This window comes from Phormidesmis priestleyi ULC007, assembly GCF_003003695.1.
GTDB lineage: Bacteria > Cyanobacteriota > Cyanobacteriia > Leptolyngbyales > Leptolyngbyaceae > Phormidesmis_A > Phormidesmis_A priestleyi_A.
Map to the genome: position 1 here is coordinate 1 of NZ_PVWG01000046.1, position 16,428 is coordinate 16,428.

General features: G+C 48.5%; 15 protein-coding genes. 9 read left to right on the forward strand and 6 right to left on the reverse strand.

Going from position 1 to position 16,428, the window contains the following annotated elements; genetic code table 11:
* The coding region (locus C7B65_RS22385) for a filamentous hemagglutinin N-terminal domain-containing protein (RefSeq protein ID WP_146135841.1) at window positions 1-1,137 on the reverse strand (1,137 nt) is incomplete at its 3' end.
* A gap of 113 nt (window positions 1,138-1,250) precedes the next feature.
* Here C7B65_RS22385 and C7B65_RS22390 point away from each other — a divergent pair.
* From C7B65_RS22390 to polA, 4 genes are all read left to right on the forward strand, one after another.
* Window positions 1,251-1,511: a hypothetical protein gene (locus C7B65_RS22390; RefSeq protein ID WP_073074833.1), complete on the forward strand. Its 261-nt coding sequence runs from the start codon at window positions 1,251-1,253 to the stop codon at window positions 1,509-1,511.
* The gene (locus C7B65_RS22395; RefSeq protein WP_073074832.1) at window positions 1,508-1,861 is read left to right on the forward strand and encodes a type II toxin-antitoxin system PemK/MazF family toxin; all 354 of its coding nucleotides are present in this window, start codon (window positions 1,508-1,510) and stop codon (window positions 1,859-1,861) included. The genes C7B65_RS22390 and C7B65_RS22395 overlap by 4 nt, the downstream gene beginning before the upstream one ends.
* A 424-nt stretch (window positions 1,862-2,285) precedes the next feature.
* Window positions 2,286-3,365 (forward strand): calcium/proton exchanger, encoded by a 1,080-nt coding sequence (gene cax, locus C7B65_RS22405; protein WP_073074830.1) that lies wholly within the window; start codon window positions 2,286-2,288, stop codon window positions 3,363-3,365.
* 56 nt (window positions 3,366-3,421) lie between these two features.
* Window positions 3,422-6,424 (forward strand): DNA polymerase I, encoded by a 3,003-nt coding sequence (gene polA / locus C7B65_RS22410; protein WP_317615843.1) that lies wholly within the window; start codon window positions 3,422-3,424, stop codon window positions 6,422-6,424.
* Between the two features lie 270 nt (window positions 6,425-6,694).
* Here the strand turns inward: polA and C7B65_RS22415 are convergent, their stop codons facing one another.
* Window positions 6,695-6,991 (reverse strand): hypothetical protein, encoded by a 297-nt coding sequence (locus C7B65_RS22415; protein ID WP_073074829.1) that lies wholly within the window; start codon window positions 6,989-6,991, stop codon window positions 6,695-6,697.
* 77 nt (window positions 6,992-7,068) lie between these two features.
* Entirely contained in the window at window positions 7,069-7,356 is a 288-nt protein-coding gene (locus C7B65_RS22420) for an RNA recognition motif domain-containing protein (protein ID WP_073074828.1), read from the reverse strand.
* Window positions 7,357-7,847: 491 nt separating this feature from the next.
* Here C7B65_RS22420 and C7B65_RS22425 point away from each other — a divergent pair, with 491 nt between their 5' ends.
* Entirely contained in the window at window positions 7,848-8,201 is a 354-nt protein-coding gene (locus tag C7B65_RS22425; protein WP_073074827.1) for a hypothetical protein, read from the forward strand.
* 84 nt (window positions 8,202-8,285) lie between these two features.
* Here C7B65_RS22425 and C7B65_RS28080 read toward each other — a convergent pair whose 3' ends face one another.
* The gene (locus tag C7B65_RS28080) at window positions 8,286-8,462 is read right to left on the reverse strand and encodes a hypothetical protein (RefSeq protein ID WP_181314477.1); all 177 of its coding nucleotides are present in this window, start codon (window positions 8,460-8,462) and stop codon (window positions 8,286-8,288) included.
* 160 nt (window positions 8,463-8,622) lie between these two features.
* Here C7B65_RS28080 and C7B65_RS22430 point away from each other — a divergent pair, with 160 nt between their 5' ends.
* A complete protein-coding gene (locus C7B65_RS22430) occupies window positions 8,623-10,563 on the forward strand; it encodes a S9 family peptidase (protein ID WP_073074826.1) in 1,941 nt (646 codons plus the stop codon).
* 757 nt (window positions 10,564-11,320) lie between these two features.
* Here C7B65_RS22430 and prfB read toward each other — a convergent pair.
* A protein-coding gene (gene prfB / locus C7B65_RS22440; protein WP_143162109.1) for a peptide chain release factor 2 occupies window positions 11,321-12,434 on the reverse strand; the annotation gives its coding sequence in 2 pieces (ribosomal slippage) (window positions 11,321-12,361 and window positions 12,363-12,434; 1,113 coding nt in all).
* A gap of 87 nt (window positions 12,435-12,521) precedes the next feature.
* On the opposite strand from prfB, the gene glsA reads away from it, so the two are divergent.
* From glsA to C7B65_RS22455, 3 genes are all read left to right on the forward strand, one after another.
* A complete protein-coding gene (gene glsA / locus C7B65_RS22445) occupies window positions 12,522-13,502 on the forward strand; it encodes a glutaminase A (RefSeq protein ID WP_073074824.1) in 981 nt (326 codons plus the stop codon).
* Window positions 13,503-13,595: 93 nt separating this feature from the next.
* Entirely contained in the window at window positions 13,596-14,294 is a 699-nt protein-coding gene (locus C7B65_RS22450) for a hypothetical protein (RefSeq protein WP_073074823.1), read from the forward strand.
* Between the two features lie 335 nt (window positions 14,295-14,629).
* Entirely contained in the window at window positions 14,630-15,319 is a 690-nt protein-coding gene (locus C7B65_RS22455; protein WP_244913267.1) for an ROK family protein, read from the forward strand.
* Here the strand turns inward: C7B65_RS22455 and C7B65_RS22460 are convergent, their stop codons facing one another.
* Window positions 15,320-16,282 carry a glutathione S-transferase family protein gene (locus C7B65_RS22460; protein ID WP_073074821.1) on the reverse strand — a complete coding sequence of 321 codons (963 nt, stop codon included), beginning with the start codon at window positions 16,280-16,282 and terminating at the stop codon, window positions 15,320-15,322. It abuts the gene before it with no gap.
* Window positions 16,283-16,428 lie beyond the last annotated feature (146 nt).

Here is a 16,428-nt window from a genome sequence, read left to right on the forward strand (position 1 = left end):
ACTTCTATTAGATTGTCCAATTGAATGGCGAGGTTGGCACTGAGTATGAATACTCATCGCAAAGGTGGGATGCTCCCAGGAATCAGCCACAATATTGATATTGCCACCATTTCCTGTAGAGCCAGTATCAATAAAGTTCGAAACAAAGCTTCGGTCTCTAACCTGAATCTCACCTATAGCATCCAGAATAATATCTCCGGCTTGACTTTCCTGATTTCCTAGTGCTTCACGAATCCCAGCAAATAGATAACTATTGCGAGATATTCCTAAGTTGTGGGCATAAATGGAGATATTGCCACCATTTGCAGCCTGAACATCAATGAAAGCTTGATTGGTAACGGATACATCCGATCTTGCTATTCCATCCGGAAATCGCAAACTCCAGTTTTCATTCAGACCAATAATTCCTGGCTTTGCCAATCCCCCCAACTCAACTCGTCCTCCCCACGCATTCAACTGTCCACCATCGATCGTGACATTTCCCCCCAACAGCAAAAGCGACTCCCCATTTGGAACCTGCAATCCCAAAGTGTCGCTATCAGGCGAAATCGGCTGATTAGCCTGCACCACAATATTCCCAGCCGGAATCTGATTGAACAGAAATGCCGAAGGATCGATCGTCAGTAAGGCTGAAGGTATCTCTGGTTGTGTCGCACTGAATATCCCCCGATCGCCAAATTTCACCCCATTTGCCGTCGTCGCCACAAACGACCCTTGTACGTTCAAACTCGCATTGGCACCAAAGATCATGCCATTGGGATTAATCAAAAACAAGTTTGGACTACCCTGCCCAAATGTGCCGAGCGTGCCCAGAATTGTCGAAGCATTGCTACCTGTCACCCGTGCCAGAATATTTTGGATTGTCGCATCTGGATTAAAGAAATAGGCACCGCGCCCCGCACTGACATTGAACTCGCGAAAACTGTGGAATAAGTTCTGTCCGCGTTGGGCACCGCCGATGATCGCATCTACTGGAAATCCATTCGCATCCAGCGGCAAAACCACCGATCGTTCATTCCCCAACGTCTCATCTGGCACAATCACACTTTGGGCAACAGCGGGAAGTATGGAAATCACGATCGCCCCACTCATGCCCAAACCGATCGCGACTGCCATCTGCCAGGGTTGAGTTTTCATGCGATCGCCCTCCTTACCTCAATCCGGTGAATTGCTGCCATCGTACCAGTAGAACAGGCGATTGTATAATAGGCTCAGATCGATATAATGTTACATTTCACCAGGCATTGATCATGGCAACCATTGAAACGGCGATCGTGCTACAACAATCACTTTTGGAAGATGCAGAAGCGATTGCCCATCAGATGAATATTTCCCGCAGCCAACTATTAGAAATGGCTATAGCAGAGTTTGTCCAGCGCTATCAAGTTCGCCAATCGCTAAACCTGGAAAAAGTTAACGAGGCCTATACTGACGCTCCTGATCCAGATGATCAGCGGCTTCTGGCGGGAATGCGCCGTCTACATCGACAAGTATTGGAGAATGACGTTTGATTCAGCAAGGAGATATTTTTTGGATTGACCTGGAAGAACCAGTTGGCTCCAGTCCTGGCTATCGCCGTCCGCACGTTGTGATTCAAAATGATCGAATGAATTATAGCCAGGTTAACACTGTGATTGTTTGTGCATTAACAACAAATCTGAGACGTGCAAAGGCTCCAGGAAACGTTTTGCTTGAACTAGGAGAGGCAGATTTGCCAGATCAAAGCGTTGTCAACGTTTCCCAGATTTTTACTGTTGATAAGTCACAACTTGAAGAGAAAATTGGTACGCTTTCGATCGAGCGCATCCGTCAAATTCTGGAAGGAATTCGGCTATTGACAGACCCCTTGGAACCTGAATAAGCGATCTATTGAATACTGCCCGATCGCCCCACTTATGCCCAAACCGATCGCGGCTGCCATCTGCCAGGGTTGAGTTTTCATGCGATCGTTCCTGCGTTCAACCTACCCCTAATTTGTCCTGCTGACAAAAATTGGTACTCTCAGCTTTCTACAAGTTTTGCCAACTCTGAAGGAATCGCCCGATTGCGTACAATGAGTAATGGCCGGCCGCAGGGTTTGAGAATGGCAGACAGACTATTCCCTTGCTTGGGGCAGTTTCTAAACTATACCCACGATCATACCCATCCCAAAATTCTTGAACTGCTGCACGATCGAGCCACACAAACAGAAGAAAATTGACTAACTGTCGATCGCCACAGTTTTCGAGCCATTTTTGCGTGATTGACATAGGATCGCTATAGTTTTTGACGTTAGGCGATTTTCTATGTCCATTAAAAAGATTTTATCGATCGGACTCCTCATCTTCGTCCCGATCTCGATCGCGGCCGAGAAATTAGAATGGGGAACCCTGACGGTTTTCGTGACTTCGGCACTGGCGATCGTGCCTCTTGCCATTTGGTTAAGCACCGCGACTGAAGAAGTTGCTGTAGTCACAGGCCCGTCGGTTGGCGGGTTGCTCAATGCTGTGTTTGGCAACGCCACCGAACTGATTATTGGTTTAGTGGCCCTCAGAGCCGGGCTGATCGACATCGTAAAAGCTAGCATTACCGGAACCATTATTAGCAACTTGCTGCTAGCGATGGGGATGTCAATGTTTTTTGGCGGACTGCGATTTAAAGAGCAAGAATTTAAGCCGATCGTGGCGCGAGTCAATGGCTCGTCAATGACGCTGGCGGTGATTGCGATTTTGCTGCCATCAATGGCGTTTTATTTTGCTGGAGAAGTCGATACCTTGCCCGTTAAAGAACTCTCAACCACCGTCGCGATCGTGTTGATTGCGGTTTATGTGATGACGCTGATTTTCTCGCTCAAAACGCACAACTATTTATATGAGGTCGGCATCTCTGAACTCGAAGCAGACAGTGACGGCACCCTACACCAGCCTAATTTGCGGCTCTGGCTCGGCGTTTTACTCGCTTCGACGGTGGCAGTTGCTTATGAGTCTGAGATTTTTGTAGGTGTGGTTGAAGAAGCGACCAAAGGGTTAGGATTAACGCCTTTGTTTACTGGAGTGATTCTCTTACCATTGGTAGGAGGTGCCGCCGAGTATGTGACGGCTGTTGGCGTTGCGGTTAAAAATAATATGGATTTATCGGTATCGGTTGCAATGGGTTCTAGTTTGCTTGTTGCATTGTTAATGGCACCGATGTTGGTGTTAGTGGGGCAAGCGATCGGACAACCGATGGATCTCAGCTTTAACCCGTTTGAGGTGGTGGCTGTCACTGTTGCAGTGGTGGTTGCCAATCTGATTAGTTTAGACGGACGATCGAACTGGTTAGAAGGCGTACTTTTGTTGGCAACCTACGTGATCTTGGGCGCGGCGTTTTATTTTCAACCTGCTTAGGATCGTGGATTAAACAATATCGGTTACTTGCTAATGCCTACGGGCACAGCAGTGCCATGCCCCTACAACGACTTGACACCCCGAACCCGATCTCGATCGCGCTCACTCGCTACAATAAAGTCATGTCCCCTTTCGATCGTTCTGTGACAAAGCTTCCCAAAATCGTTCTTGTTGATGGTCACTCGCTGGCGTTTCGGGCCTATTTTGCCTTTGCTAAAGGGCGAGACGGCGGGCTTCGCACCTCAACGGGCGTTCCGACGAGCGTGTCTTATGGGTTTCTCAAAGCGCTGTTAGAAACGGTGGAGTTAGAAAAGCCAGACTATCTTGCGATCGCGTTCGATCTGGGCGGGCCGACGTTTCGCCATGAGGCAGACGACACTTATAAAGCCGATCGCCCCGAAACACCCGAAGATTTTATGCCCGACTTAGAAAATCTTCAAGAGTTGCTCAGGGCGATGAATTTGTCGATCGTCGTCACTCCCGGCTATGAAGCAGATGATGTGATCGGCACTTTGGCACACAAAGCGCGACGGGCTGGGTTTGATGTCAAGATTTTGAGCGGCGATCGTGATTTATTTCAGCTAGTTGATGCCGAAAATCACATCAAAATTCTCTATCTCAGCACCGTTTATGGCAAAGGGGTTCAGCCTCCCAGAGAGTTTGGGGTGCAAGAAGTCAAAGACAAAATGGGCGTGTTGCCTTCGCAAGTCGTTGACTTTAAGGCGCTGTGCGGCGATCCGTCTGACAATATTCCCGGTGTGAAAGGCATTGGTGAAAAGACGGCGGTGCAACTGCTTACCACTTACGGATCGTTAGAGAAAGTTTATGAATCGATCACTGACATTAAAGGTGCGGTCAAGAAAAAACTCGAAGACGGACGCGATGCTGCCTGTCATTCGCAGTGGATGGCGCAAATTCATTTGGATGTGCCGATCGACATTGATCCGGCTGCCTGCAAGCTTCAGGGCTTTGATGAAGAACACGTCACCGCACTGCTAGAAAAGTTTGAGTTTCGATCGTTCCTCAACAAAGTTAAAAAATGGCGTTCTCAACTCACCAGCGATGGCACCGAGTTGTCTGACGAAGGTGCGAAGGCGGCAGAAACCACTCCCACCCAAAAACCAGTTCCTCGCTATGGTGAAAGTGATGATCTGTGGTTTTTTAGTGCCGAAGACACCGCCAATGCTGAAAAAATTCAGCCCGTCATTCTCGCGCCGCGGATCATCAACACGCCTCAAAAACTCAGCGAACTGGTCGCCATTCTGCAAACCTGCACCGATGCAAAAACCCCCGTTGCTTGGGACACTGAAACCACTTCTTTAGAGCCACGAGATGCAGATTTAGTTGGCATCGGCTGCTGCTGGGCACCCGAAAAAGATACGGTGGCGTATATTCCGATCGGACACTTATCCGGCAAGAATTTAGACAAAGCTCTCGTGTTAGAAACGCTGCGTCCAATTCTAGAAAGTGCTGACTATCCCAAATCATTGCAGAATGCCAAGTTCGATCGCTTAGTGCTGCGATTCCAAGGCATTCACCTCGCGGGTGTGGTCTTTGACACCATGCTGGCGAGTTATGTCATTAATCCCGAAGGCAGTCACAAACTTGGCGATCTCAGTCAAACTTATTTAGGCATTCGAGCGCTTGACTATACTGACCTTGTGACTAAAGGCAAAACCCTGCCAGAGATTGACATTGCTGCGGTCGCCGACTATTGCGGCATGGATGTTTATAGCACGTTTCATCTCGTGCCCAAGCTGCGATCGCTCCTTGAACCCATTCCTCAATTACACCGTTTATTATTAGAAATCGAACAGCCATTAGAACCCGTTTTAGCTGAGGCTGAAGCCTGTGGAGTGCGGATCGATGAACAGTATTTGAATGACTTTTCAAAAACGTTAGAACACGATTTGCAATCACTTGAGCAACGCGCCTATGAAGCTGCCCAAGAAAAATTTAGTCTCGCTTCTCCTAAACAATTGAGTGAGTTGTTATTTGATCGGCTAGGACTCGATCGCAAGAAATCTCGCAAAATTAAAACCGGATTCTCAACCGATGCGGCAACGCTAGAAAAACTACAAGGCGATCATCCTGTAGTTGATTTAATTCTCGAACATCGGACGCTCTCAAAGTTAAAATCTACCTACGTGGATGCGTTGCCAAACCTGGTACGCCCCGATACGCATCGGGTTCACACCGACTTTAACCAAGCGGCAACTTCGACGGGTCGGCTGTCATCGTCTAGCCCCAACTTGCAAAACATCCCGATTCGGACTGCATTTAGCCGTCAGATTCGCAAAGCATTTATCCCTGCTGAAGGCTGGCTGATGGTAGCGGCAGATTATTCACAAATTGAGTTGAGAATTCTGGCACATCTCAGTCAAGAACCTATTCTGATCGAGACTTATCGAAATAATCAAGACGTGCACACGCTGACGGCGAAATTATTGCTCGAAAAAGATGACATCAGTTCTGAAGAACGGCGGTTAGCCAAAATTATCAACTTCGGCGTAATCTATGGCATGGGTGCCCAACGTTTTGCTAGAGAAGCTGGGGTTAGATCATCAGTCGCCAAAGAATTTATTGAGCGGTTTAACGATCGCTACTCCCGCGTTTTTGCTTATTTGCAGCAAATGCAGCGAGAAGCGATCGCCAATGGCTATGTCGAAACGATTCGCGGTCGTCGTCGTTATTTCAACTTTGCCAGCGATTCGCTGAAGCAGTTGCGCGGCGTTGATCCAAGCTCGATCGACCTGAGCAAAGTCAAAACTCGTGACCAGTTCGACGCGCAGCTTTTAAGAGCTGCCGCCAATGCTCCAATTCAGGGTTCTAGCGCCGACATTATCAAGATTGCGATGGTGACGCTGCACGAGTTGTTAAAGCAATATGAGGCGCGACTGCTGCTGCAAGTTCATGACGAACTGGTGTTTGAAGTTGCCCCCGACGCGTGGGAAGAATTGCAGCCTCAAATCAAATCTCAAATGGAAACCGCAGTTCAGTTAAGTGTGCCGTTGCTGGTCGAAATCCGCGCAGGTCAAAATTGGATGGACACTAAATAGAGCGTTGCTAAACTGCGGGATTTCTGGTTAAAAAGCTACCAGAAATCCCCATCCCCAATTCAGGCTGCAGAATTCAACCCCACTAACCTAACGTCAGTTCGACGAGGTTCTTCACTTCGTTTTGAGCGGCTTCAGCCCCCTAAATCCCCCATTCTGAGGCACTTTGAATCGGAACTCTTGGCTCAAAGTCCCCCAATTTTGGGGGATTTAGGGGGCTTCCCGGATTCACAACCGTAGCCAATCACTTCTGTCGAACTGACGTTAACCTAGCTATTGCCAAGTCGCTACCGGGCGCAAAACTGCCGGAATCTCTTCGGTGTCTGCCGGAAACTCTAATATCGTCTCCGACAACCCCAAATAACCCGATTCCGAAAACGAAAGCAGCATTCGTTGCAGGGCAAGCCAAACCTCTGGTTCATATTCCCAATCCCTCCCCCGGCTGGCTCGTCCTGCGATCGATTTCAGCGCCCAAAAATAGCTATTTCGCACCACCGATCCACCCTTTTTAAACGGGGGAACGTCTTCGTGATGCAGCAAAACAATCTCGTCTTCAAGTCTGGCTCTCATGATTTAAATCAGAAAGACCCTGAACTAGCAGACTGCTGTCGCCTAAGCTCAAGGTCTCATACTCAATAAAGATTGCTTTAGTAGCGCTCAGAGAAACTACTCCGCCCACCGCCACGATTGTCTTCACGGGGCTTCGCTTTGTTGACTCTTAAATCACGACCCATCCATTCTGCACCGTCTAATGCTTCGATCGCAGCCGCTTCTTGAGCGTCTGTTTCCATTTCAACAAACCCAAACCCACGCATACGACCCGTTTCACGATCGGTCGGAAGCTGAACCCGCTTTACTGCGCCATATTCCGAAAAGATAGTAGAAAGATCTTCTTGCGTAACCTCGTAAGAAAGGTTACCAACATAAATCGACATCGAAGGAAATCTCCAGAACCAGAAATTGCAGAGACGTTAGATTCGGAGATGCGCTTGTTAAGGAAAACAAGGCTGTCAACCGGATTTAACACCCTTCTTGACTTTAACACAAATCACCTAATCGCAATAGTACAGATTTTCAACGAATTCGATATAAATCTGTACTCTTTGTGCCTGTGCTTTTGAGATGATTCTGATCTAGAATCCTGAGCTGGTCTAGGTTTCCAGAACAACGACTAAGTACAGAATCAAACACAGTATTACGAGGTGAAAAATCTCCGCAGTTTAGGTCGATGTAGTTGCCATACATATAATAACTTCCCCACATTTCAACCTCGACATTCTTTTTGAGGAAATGCCACTTCTTCGTGTATGTTCCATCTGAATCAATTGTGATGGTCATAATTACTGAAGATGCCATTTGCGCTCTCCATGTACCAGCCACTAGGCGTATCGGAGCAGGAGAGGGTTGAACGGAGGGCCGAGTAGAAATGGGAGTAGGAACTGAAAGAGAGAGTCGAACGGAGGGCGTAGTAGGAATGGGAGTAGGAACTGGAGGAGGAGAGTTCCAAGTTTTTGGATCAGATCGCTGCCTCGTCATGTCAGTTATGCTAGAAGCCCCGATTCCAATGACAGTGATGATAAAAGCCCCAATTCCCATCAGGAAAAAGACTGCAATCCTCGTCCACTCAGACGATCGACGAAAAAAGAAGAAGCTAATAAACGAAAGTGCGGCTACGGTTAAAGCACTGATGCCTAATGGGGATTTTGACGCTGCTGCAATAATGTCTGGGAGATTTGTGAAAAAGGCTACCATTGTGATTCCCTCGCTGATGGTGTTGTAACCGTGCCATAGCTGGTAGTTTCATAGCCAGCGATCGCGACAAGCGCAGAAAGATCATGGGCGATCGCTAGGTGCAAGATGAAAATTAATTCGCCTTAACCCATCGACAGTAGAGCTTGGAATTCTCATCTAGCAGCCATTGAGCCACTAATTTGCCTTGAACTGCTGATTCATGAGCGCGATCAATCGACGAAGTGTTTGCTGATTGAGCTTGACTATCGGGAGCAGCGATCGCAGGAGATTGAACGATGAGTTGAGACATGGTTAGACTCCGTGTGGAATAGACGACTGAAGCGGTGTTAGCCTATTTCACACTTGGGCATCGGAGATTATGCAACCTGTCTGAAGTATTACTAATCGAACGTCTAAAGTTAAATCACGCGCTCCGTGGCACACTACTAAGAGAGACTCTAGAAAAGCTTATGACTGCCCCACAAATTTCCCCTTATGGATCTTGGAAATCGCCAATCACCTCAGATTTGATTGTCGCTGGCTCGATCGGGCTAGGGCAAATCAAGCTCGATCGTCAAGACATTTATTGGAGCGAGTCACGCCCTAGTGAAGGCGGACGCAATGTAATCATGCACCGCTCACCAGAAGGAATCACCACTGAGAAAACGCCGCTCCCCTTCAACGCCCGGACTCGTGTGCATGAATATGGAGGCGGAGCGTTTTTAGCTGCCGATGGCGTAGTCTATTTCTCTAACTTCTCCGATCAGCGTCTCTATCGTCAATCTGGTGATGCCGCTCCTCTGCCTTTAACGTCGGCTGAATCGTTACGCTATGCAGATGCCGTGTTCGATCGCGCTCACAATCGCTTAATTTGCGTGAGAGAAGATCATCAAGTTGCTGATCGCGAAGCTGTTAATACGATCGTTGCTATTCCGCTGGGCGAAGCCGAAGCCGAGCAGACGATTCTCGCATCTGGACATGATTTCTACGCCTCTCCGCGCCTCAGCCCTGATGGTTTATCTCTCGCTTGGATTTCGTGGAATCACCCCAACATGCCGTGGGATGGCACTGACTTATGGGTGGCTCACGTTCAGTCAGATGGCAGTCTGAGCGACCCTCAACATATTGCAGGCGGCAAACAAGAATCAATTTTTCAGCCTGAATGGTCGCCCGATGGTGTGCTTTATTTTGTCAGCGATCGCGCAGGTTGGTGGAACTTCGATCGCTGGCATCCTCAAGGTGAAGTCGAGTCTGTCCTGACGTTAGAAGCAGAATTTGGCTTGCCCCAGTGGGTGTTTGGCATGTCTACTTATGGGTTTGCTGACAGCGATAAAATTCTCTGCACCTACACTCAAAACGGTATCAGCCACTTAGCAATTCTGGACTTAACCACTCGTGAGCTTGCACCCCTTGATTGTCCTTATACCAGCATTGCAGGGCTGCAAGTTAATCAAGGTCAAGCTGCTTTTGTGGGCGGGTCAGCGACAGAACCGTCTGCGATCGTGCAGTTGGATCTCACCGCTAAAACCTTTAAAGTCTTGCAGCGCGCCAGCGAGTTGTCGATCGATGCCAGTTATCTCTCGGCTCCTGAAGCGATCGAATTTCCGACTGAAAACGGCTTAACCGCTTACGCCCTTTACTATGCGCCTAAAAATCGTGACTACACCGCTCCAAACGGCGAACGTCCTCCACTTTTGGTCAAAAGTCACGGCGGCCCTACGGCATCTACGTCTGCCTCTTTAAACTTAGGCATTCAATATTGGACAAGTCGCGGATTTGCCGTGCTTGATGTCAACTATGGCGGTAGCACAGGCTATGGTCGCGCTTATCGGCAACGCCTCAACAACCAATGGGGCATTGTCGATGTTGACGACTGCGCCAACGGTGCCAAATATTTAACAGCGCAAGGCAAAGTTGACGGCGATCGCTTAGTCATTGCAGGCGGCAGTGCAGGCGGCTACACAACCCTTTGTGCCCTCACCTTCCGCAACACTTTTAAGGCAGGAGCGAGCTATTATGGGGTGAGCGATCTCAAAGCATTAGCAGAAGACACCCACAAGTTTGAGTCGCGCTATTTAGATAGTTTGATAGGTGCCTATCCTGCACAAAAGGACTTGTATGATCAGCGATCGCCCATCAGCGCTGTCGATCGTCTCGCCTGCCCGGTAATCTTCTTCCAGGGTGACGAAGACAAGATCGTGCCGCCCAACCAAGCCGAAATGATGGTGAATGCACTTCGTGACAAAGGGATTCCCGTCGCTTATGTGCTGTTTGAAGGAGAGCAGCACGGCTTTCGCAAGGCTGAGAACATCAAGCGGGCACTAGATGGGGAGTTTTACTTTTACTCGCGAGTGTTTAAGTTTTACCCAGCCGAACACATTGATGCGGTGACGATCGACAACCTTCCCTGAGTTTTAGGGTTGTTCACAGAGAGAATCGATATCTGTTTCAGTGGGGTTTTTGGCATGTAGTTCAACCAAAGCATCCCGCTGAAACCGCAACACGCGAGACAGTGAATTTCGCGAACTCTCAGAGGTAAAGACGGATAGGGTGATGTTACTCAGATCCGGATCTATAACCCGTTTCACTGTACAAATTTGCATCTTGTTATTGCAGTAAGCAATGATGCGATCGCCCGACTGGATATCATTTGCTTGAATTTTCAATGGAAACTCAACCTTTGTAGTGAATTACTCCAGGCAGTTGCATTTAGAGCTTCTGCTGGGAGGCTTATGTAATGGGCTAGTTGCTTTTTCTGAGCGTCACTCAATGTGTAGCTAATTTCTTCTGACGCTCAAAAACTGACACTGGATATTGCATTGAGTTAAGTAACATATTCTTTACTATACCTCAAAAAAGTGCGGATTCTACCAAACTCGATGTCTTACTGTCAAGGCAGCTTTTAATGAAAGTTGCTCTAAGCATTACAAGCACCCAAACTTAGACCCAATCAAGCCAATTTTTAAAACTAAAAACTGATGAGTTAACGCGATGTGCGACTTTCCTAAAATTGCCCAAAAGCATCCCTCACCCTAGCCCTCTCCCACAGGAGAGGGAACCAGAGACTACTTGAAAGTCCCTCTCCTGGGAGAGGGGTTTGGGGTGAGGGTTCTTAGTCGCACATCACATGAGTTGTGAATTGTTTTAACTCACAATTCCTCAGCTTTTTTAAACCTCAACTAGCTGGTTGTCTTGCCGCAAACACGCCTCAATAAAGACATCTAATTCTCCATTCATCACATCTTGAATGGCGGTGGTTTCGACCCCTGTGCGGAGATCTTTTACCATCTGATAGGGGTGAAACACATAGTTGCGAATCTGGTTGCCCCAAGCTGCTTCTACAATGTCTCCGCGAATGTCAGCGACTTCTTTGGCTTTCTGTTCTTGAGCGATGATCAACAGCTTGGCTTTGAGAATGACGAGGGCTTTTTCTTTGTTTTGAAGCTGCGATCGCTCCTCAGTACACCTCACTGCAATCCCCGTCGGCAGGTGAGTAATTCGCACAGCAGTTTCAACTTTGTTGACGTTTTGTCCGCCCTTGCCGCCAGCGCGAGAAGTCGTAATCTCCAAATCTTTATCGGGGATGTCTAACTTCACAGATGTATCGATCATCGGCATCACTTCCACCCCAGCAAAGCTGGTTTGCCGCTTGTCATTGGCGTTAAATGGCGAAATTCGCACGAGGCGATGGGTGCCCTTTTCGACCTTGAGATAACCGTAGGCATAGTTGCCGTCAATCTCTAATGTGGCGGACTTAATGCCTGCTTCGTCGCCCTCTGATTCTTCAGTAAGATGCACTTTATAGCCGTGAGATTCACCCCAGCGGGTATACATTCGCAGCAGCATCTCTGCCCAATCTTGAGCGTCAGTGCCGCCAGCCCCCGCATTAATCGTGAGAATGGCACCCTTAGCATCGTAGGTGCCTGAGAGCATTTGCTGAAGCTCCCACTGATCGAGTTCTTGCTTGAGTTGGCGAGTTTTTTGCTGGCCTTCTTCGAGCAGCGAGTCATCCATTTCTAGCTCCAGCAATTCTAGAATCGTCTGGGCATCGACGAGGTGAGTTTGCCATTGCTGAAACTGCTGAAGATGCGATTTATAGTCGTTGAGTTCTTGCAAAATCTGTTGAGCTTTTGTCTGGTCTTCCCACAGTTCGGGTTGGGCGGCGACTTGCTCTAAATCTTGAATTTTTGCGGTCAGGGCAGGAACGTCAAAGATACTCCTGAGTTTTACCCAGGCGCTCAGATAACACTTCAACGTCACGCTTTAGTTCTACAGTATCCATACGATCGATCGTTTCCTTGAACAGTATTGTTTATTTTAGCGGCAGTTCGATTAGAGTTGTGTCATTAATCAGCACTCAGCCACAAACATGGGAGATCTAGAACACCCATTTCAGTCGTTCCTCAACGCGCTTTACCTCAAATATAAGCCTTTAACCGACGGGGCGCTTGCCAGCTATATTCCTGAATTGGCGAAGGTTGATCCTGACTGCTTCAGCATTTGTGTCGTCACAGTAGACGGTCGGATCTTTGAAGTTGGAGACGCTGATCAGCTATTCACGATTCAGTCGATCTCAAAGGTGTTTGTTTATGGCATGGCGCTGGCAGAACACGGGCGCGACAAAGTGCTGGCTAAAGTGGGCGTTGAGCCTACGGGCGACCCGTTTAACTCGCTGATTCGACTGGATGAATCGTCGAAGCGACCCGATAACCCAATGGTGAATGCGGGCGCGATCGCCACCACCAGTCTGATCAAAGGCACCGGAGCCACAGAGCGTTTAAACCGAATGCTCGATATGTTTCGGCACTATATCGGGCGGGATGTCTATATCGATATGTCGGTGTTTATGTCGGAGCGATCGACGGGGCACCGTAACCGAGCCATGGCCCACTTGATGCGGCATTTTGGCATGATCGACGAGAAAATCGACGAAGCGCTCGATCTCTATTTTCAGCAATGTTCGCTGATGGTCAACTGTCGCGATCTGGCAGTGATGGCGGCAACCTTAGCCAACAAAGGCGTGAATCCGATGACGGGCGATCGCGCCATCCCGTCTCACTACATTCGAGATGTGTTGTCGGTGATGTACACCTGCGGAATGTATAACTTTGCAGGTGAATGGGCGTATAAAGTTGGAATTCCTGCCAAGAGTGGGGTTTCGGGCGGCATTATCGCAGTGGTTCCTAATCAAGTCGGCATCGCGGTTTTTTCGCCGCCGTTGGATGCACACGGCAGTAGCGTCCGTGGACTTAAAGTCTGCGAAGACTTGGCGCGTGAGTTTGAGTTGCACATGTTTGACTTGCCGATGGGCTGCTCTCACTTTCGGCAGACATTGGCAAACGAACCGTAACAAATCTATTTTTTGTGTCAGCCAACACGCTATAGTCACGGCAGAGGCGTTTGCCTCGCAGTTTTTTACTGGGCAATCGTCTAGGAGAGAGTAATGGTCAGAAGACAACCCGCCGCTAATTCCCGCAAGACAACTCCTCGCAAGCCGCCCCAGACTCCTGTCGTAGATGCGGAATTGCTGCCTGAAGACGCGAAGACAGTCATCAAGCCAGATGATCTGGAGTTGAAAGATGAGTGGGCGAGCGCACCCGTTGATGTTGAAGTTTCTGAAGTCATTGCATCTGAGCCAGCCCCTTCGACCCCAGCAGAGCCTGAGCTTGAAACCACTGTCGTCCCTGCGTTAGAAGCAAATCTGATGGCGCTCAAAGAGTCTTTAGAGCAGTCAAATCAAAAAGAGCAGCTTCTGCAAAAAAGCGTTGAAGACCTGCGATCGCAGCTTGATGAGCAAAAAATGCTGGTGCAAAATCTGCAAACCAATCTAGACAAGGCAAATAAAATTCAGTCAGAGCTAGATAAAACTCAAAAAGAAGCGCTGAAATTAGCCGAATCGAATCAAGCACTGATTGACGAAAATAAAGCCCTCAAGCAAGAACAGCAAACGCTGAAAGTAGAACTCGCAACCAAAGCAAAATCTGCACAGCTAACGGTTCAGCCTAGCCCTGCACAGCCTGCCGCTGAGAGCAGACAAGACAGTCTTCGCAGACATCAGGCAGCGACCCTTGCCCGTCCGGTTTTCCCCAATGATCCGATGCAAAACAGTTTCTCAGATCAAGATATTGGCTGGTTTGATTAGGATCGTGAATTAGATCATGTCGGTCACTTGCAAGGTTAATGGGCACTGCCGTGCTATGGCCATACGCAAATTCTGATCTTAATTTAACGTCAGTTCGCTGAGTTCTTTCGCTTCGTTCTTCAGCGCTTCAACCCCCTAAATCCCCCAGTTCTGGGAGACTTTAAGCCCAGAATTTAGGTTCAAAGTTCCCAATCTTGGGGGATTTGGGGGGCAACCCGGATTGGCAACCGCAGCGAAAAGCTTCATCGAATTCACGTTAATTTAATTCACAATTTTCAGTGAGTTAGCTGCAAAAATAAGTAGTGGTGCAGAACAAACGACAGAGGGTGAAAACGGTGGTGAGAACGCTAGCGATCGACATTGGCGGAAGTGGGATTAAAACCCTGGTGCTAGATGAATCAGGGCAGCCTCAGACCGAACGTTCTCGCACCGAAACGCCTCAACCTGCAAAGCCTGATCTCGTCGTTAACGCGATCGTGTCTCTGGCAAATCAGCAAGGCGAGTTCGATCGCGTTTCGGCAGGGTTTCCGGGTGTGGTGCGGGCAGGAGTCACCGAAACGGCAGTCAATCTTGACCCCGATTGGGTTGGGTTTGATCTGGCAAAGGCGTTAAGCGATCGCTTAAAAAAGCCTGTCCGGGTGGTAAACGATGCTGATATGCAAGGTATGGGCGCGATTGCAGGGCACGGCGTTGAGCTGGTGATCACGCTGGGCACGGGCTTTGGGTCTGCCTTATTTCTCAACGGCAAACTTGTGCCCAATTTAGAAATGGGACACCACGAGTTTCGCAATAAGGAAACCTATGAGCAGCAATTAGGACGAGCCGCTTTAGACCGCGTCGGTCAAAAAAAGTGGAGCCGACGATTAGGACAATCGATCGAGTCTCTGAGAAAACTCTTCAACTACGATCGGCTCTATATCGGGGGCGGCAACACCAACAAAATCACGATCGAGTTGCCGCCCAATGTCAAAATTGTTCCCAATATATCGGGGTTGTTAGGCGGAATTGTACTCTGGCGAGATTAGTTAAAATCGATTGCGATCGTGCTTTTCGTCAAAGTTGATGATCGGGCCTTTGGGCACAATTCGATTGGGGTTAATCTCTATCATACTCATGTGATACCCGCGTTTGATGTGATCTAAATTGCAGGTTTCTTGAATGCCTGGATATTGATAAACATCTTTCAGATAGTTCCAGAGGTTGGGGTAATCTACAATCCGACGAAGATTGCATTTGAAATGCCCATAATACACGGAGTCAAATCGGAGTAGTGTTACAAACAGACAAACCTCCGCTTCGGTGAGTTGATTACTACAGAGATAGCGCTGTGAACTTAAAACAGATTCCCAGCGATCGAGGTTCTCAAACAGTTCGGTAACCGCTTCCTCATACGCTGCTTGAGTGGTGGCGAATCCGGCTCCATACACGCCAGCGTTAATCGGCACATAAATCGCATCGATCGTCTCGTCAATCTTTGTCCGCAATTCCTGTGGGTAAAAGTCTGTCTGGGATTTAGCAAGACTGTCAAACTCTACATCAAACATCCGAATGATTTCGCGAGACTCATTGTTAACGATCGTGCCTTTCTCTTTGTCCCACAGCACCGGAACGGTAATTCGCCCGGTGAATTTTGGGTCGGCTTTGAGATAGATTTCTTGCAGATATTCAGCGTGGTTCACCGCGTCAGGAATTGCGCCCGGTTCCTCAGAAAACGCCCAACCTTTGTCGCTCATTATGGGATCGACGATCGACAGCCCGATCGCTTCTTGCAATCCTTTCAGACTTCGCATAATCAGCGTCCGATGCGCCCAAGGACACCCCAAACAAATATAGAGGTGATAGCGCCCCGCCTCTGCCTTAAAGCCACTCGAACCATCGGCGGTGACGCGATCGCGAAACGTAGTCGGGATTGACTTAAACTTGCCGCTGCGATCGTGCTCAGTCCGTTCAGTTGCCCACTTACCATCCACCATCATTCCTGCTGCCATTTTGACCTCCAAGAGTTTTGAATAATAAGTTACACGTTCTAAATTTTGGGCTTAAGCGTCTGTTATTCAAAACTCATATAGCAATCCTAAGTAAATTGTGGGATGGGCATCTTGCCCGTATAGGCTGGAAACTTGTCCCACTCTCA

Bases quoted from the DNA above. Each gene is read 5' to 3' on its own strand.
- polA (WP_317615843.1), top strand. From the start codon at position 3,422: ATGCCCCTACAACGACTTGACACCCCGAACCCGATCTCGATCGCGCTC.
- C7B65_RS22425 (WP_073074827.1), top strand. From the start codon at position 7,848: ATGGGAGTAGGAACTGAAAGAGAGAGTCGAACGGAGGGCGTAGTAGGA.
- C7B65_RS22450 (WP_073074823.1), top strand. From the start codon at position 13,596: ATGGTCAGAAGACAACCCGCCGCTAATTCCCGCAAGACAACTCCTCGC.
- C7B65_RS22415 (WP_073074829.1), bottom strand. From the start codon at position 6,991: ATGAGAGCCAGACTTGAAGACGAGATTGTTTTGCTGCATCACGAAGAC.
- C7B65_RS28080 (WP_181314477.1), bottom strand. From the start codon at position 8,462: ATGTCTCAACTCATCGTTCAATCTCCTGCGATCGCTGCTCCCGATAGT.
- C7B65_RS22420 (WP_073074828.1), bottom strand. From the start codon at position 7,356: ATGTCGATTTATGTTGGTAACCTTTCTTACGAGGTTACGCAAGAAGAT.
- C7B65_RS22430 (WP_073074826.1), top strand. From the start codon at position 8,623: ATGACTGCCCCACAAATTTCCCCTTATGGATCTTGGAAATCGCCAATC.
- C7B65_RS22390 (WP_073074833.1), top strand. From the start codon at position 1,251: ATGGCAACCATTGAAACGGCGATCGTGCTACAACAATCACTTTTGGAA.
- cax (WP_073074830.1), top strand. From the start codon at position 2,286: ATGTCCATTAAAAAGATTTTATCGATCGGACTCCTCATCTTCGTCCCG.
- C7B65_RS22460 (WP_073074821.1), bottom strand. From the start codon at position 16,282: ATGGCAGCAGGAATGATGGTGGATGGTAAGTGGGCAACTGAACGGACT.
- glsA (WP_073074824.1), top strand. From the start codon at position 12,522: ATGGGAGATCTAGAACACCCATTTCAGTCGTTCCTCAACGCGCTTTAC.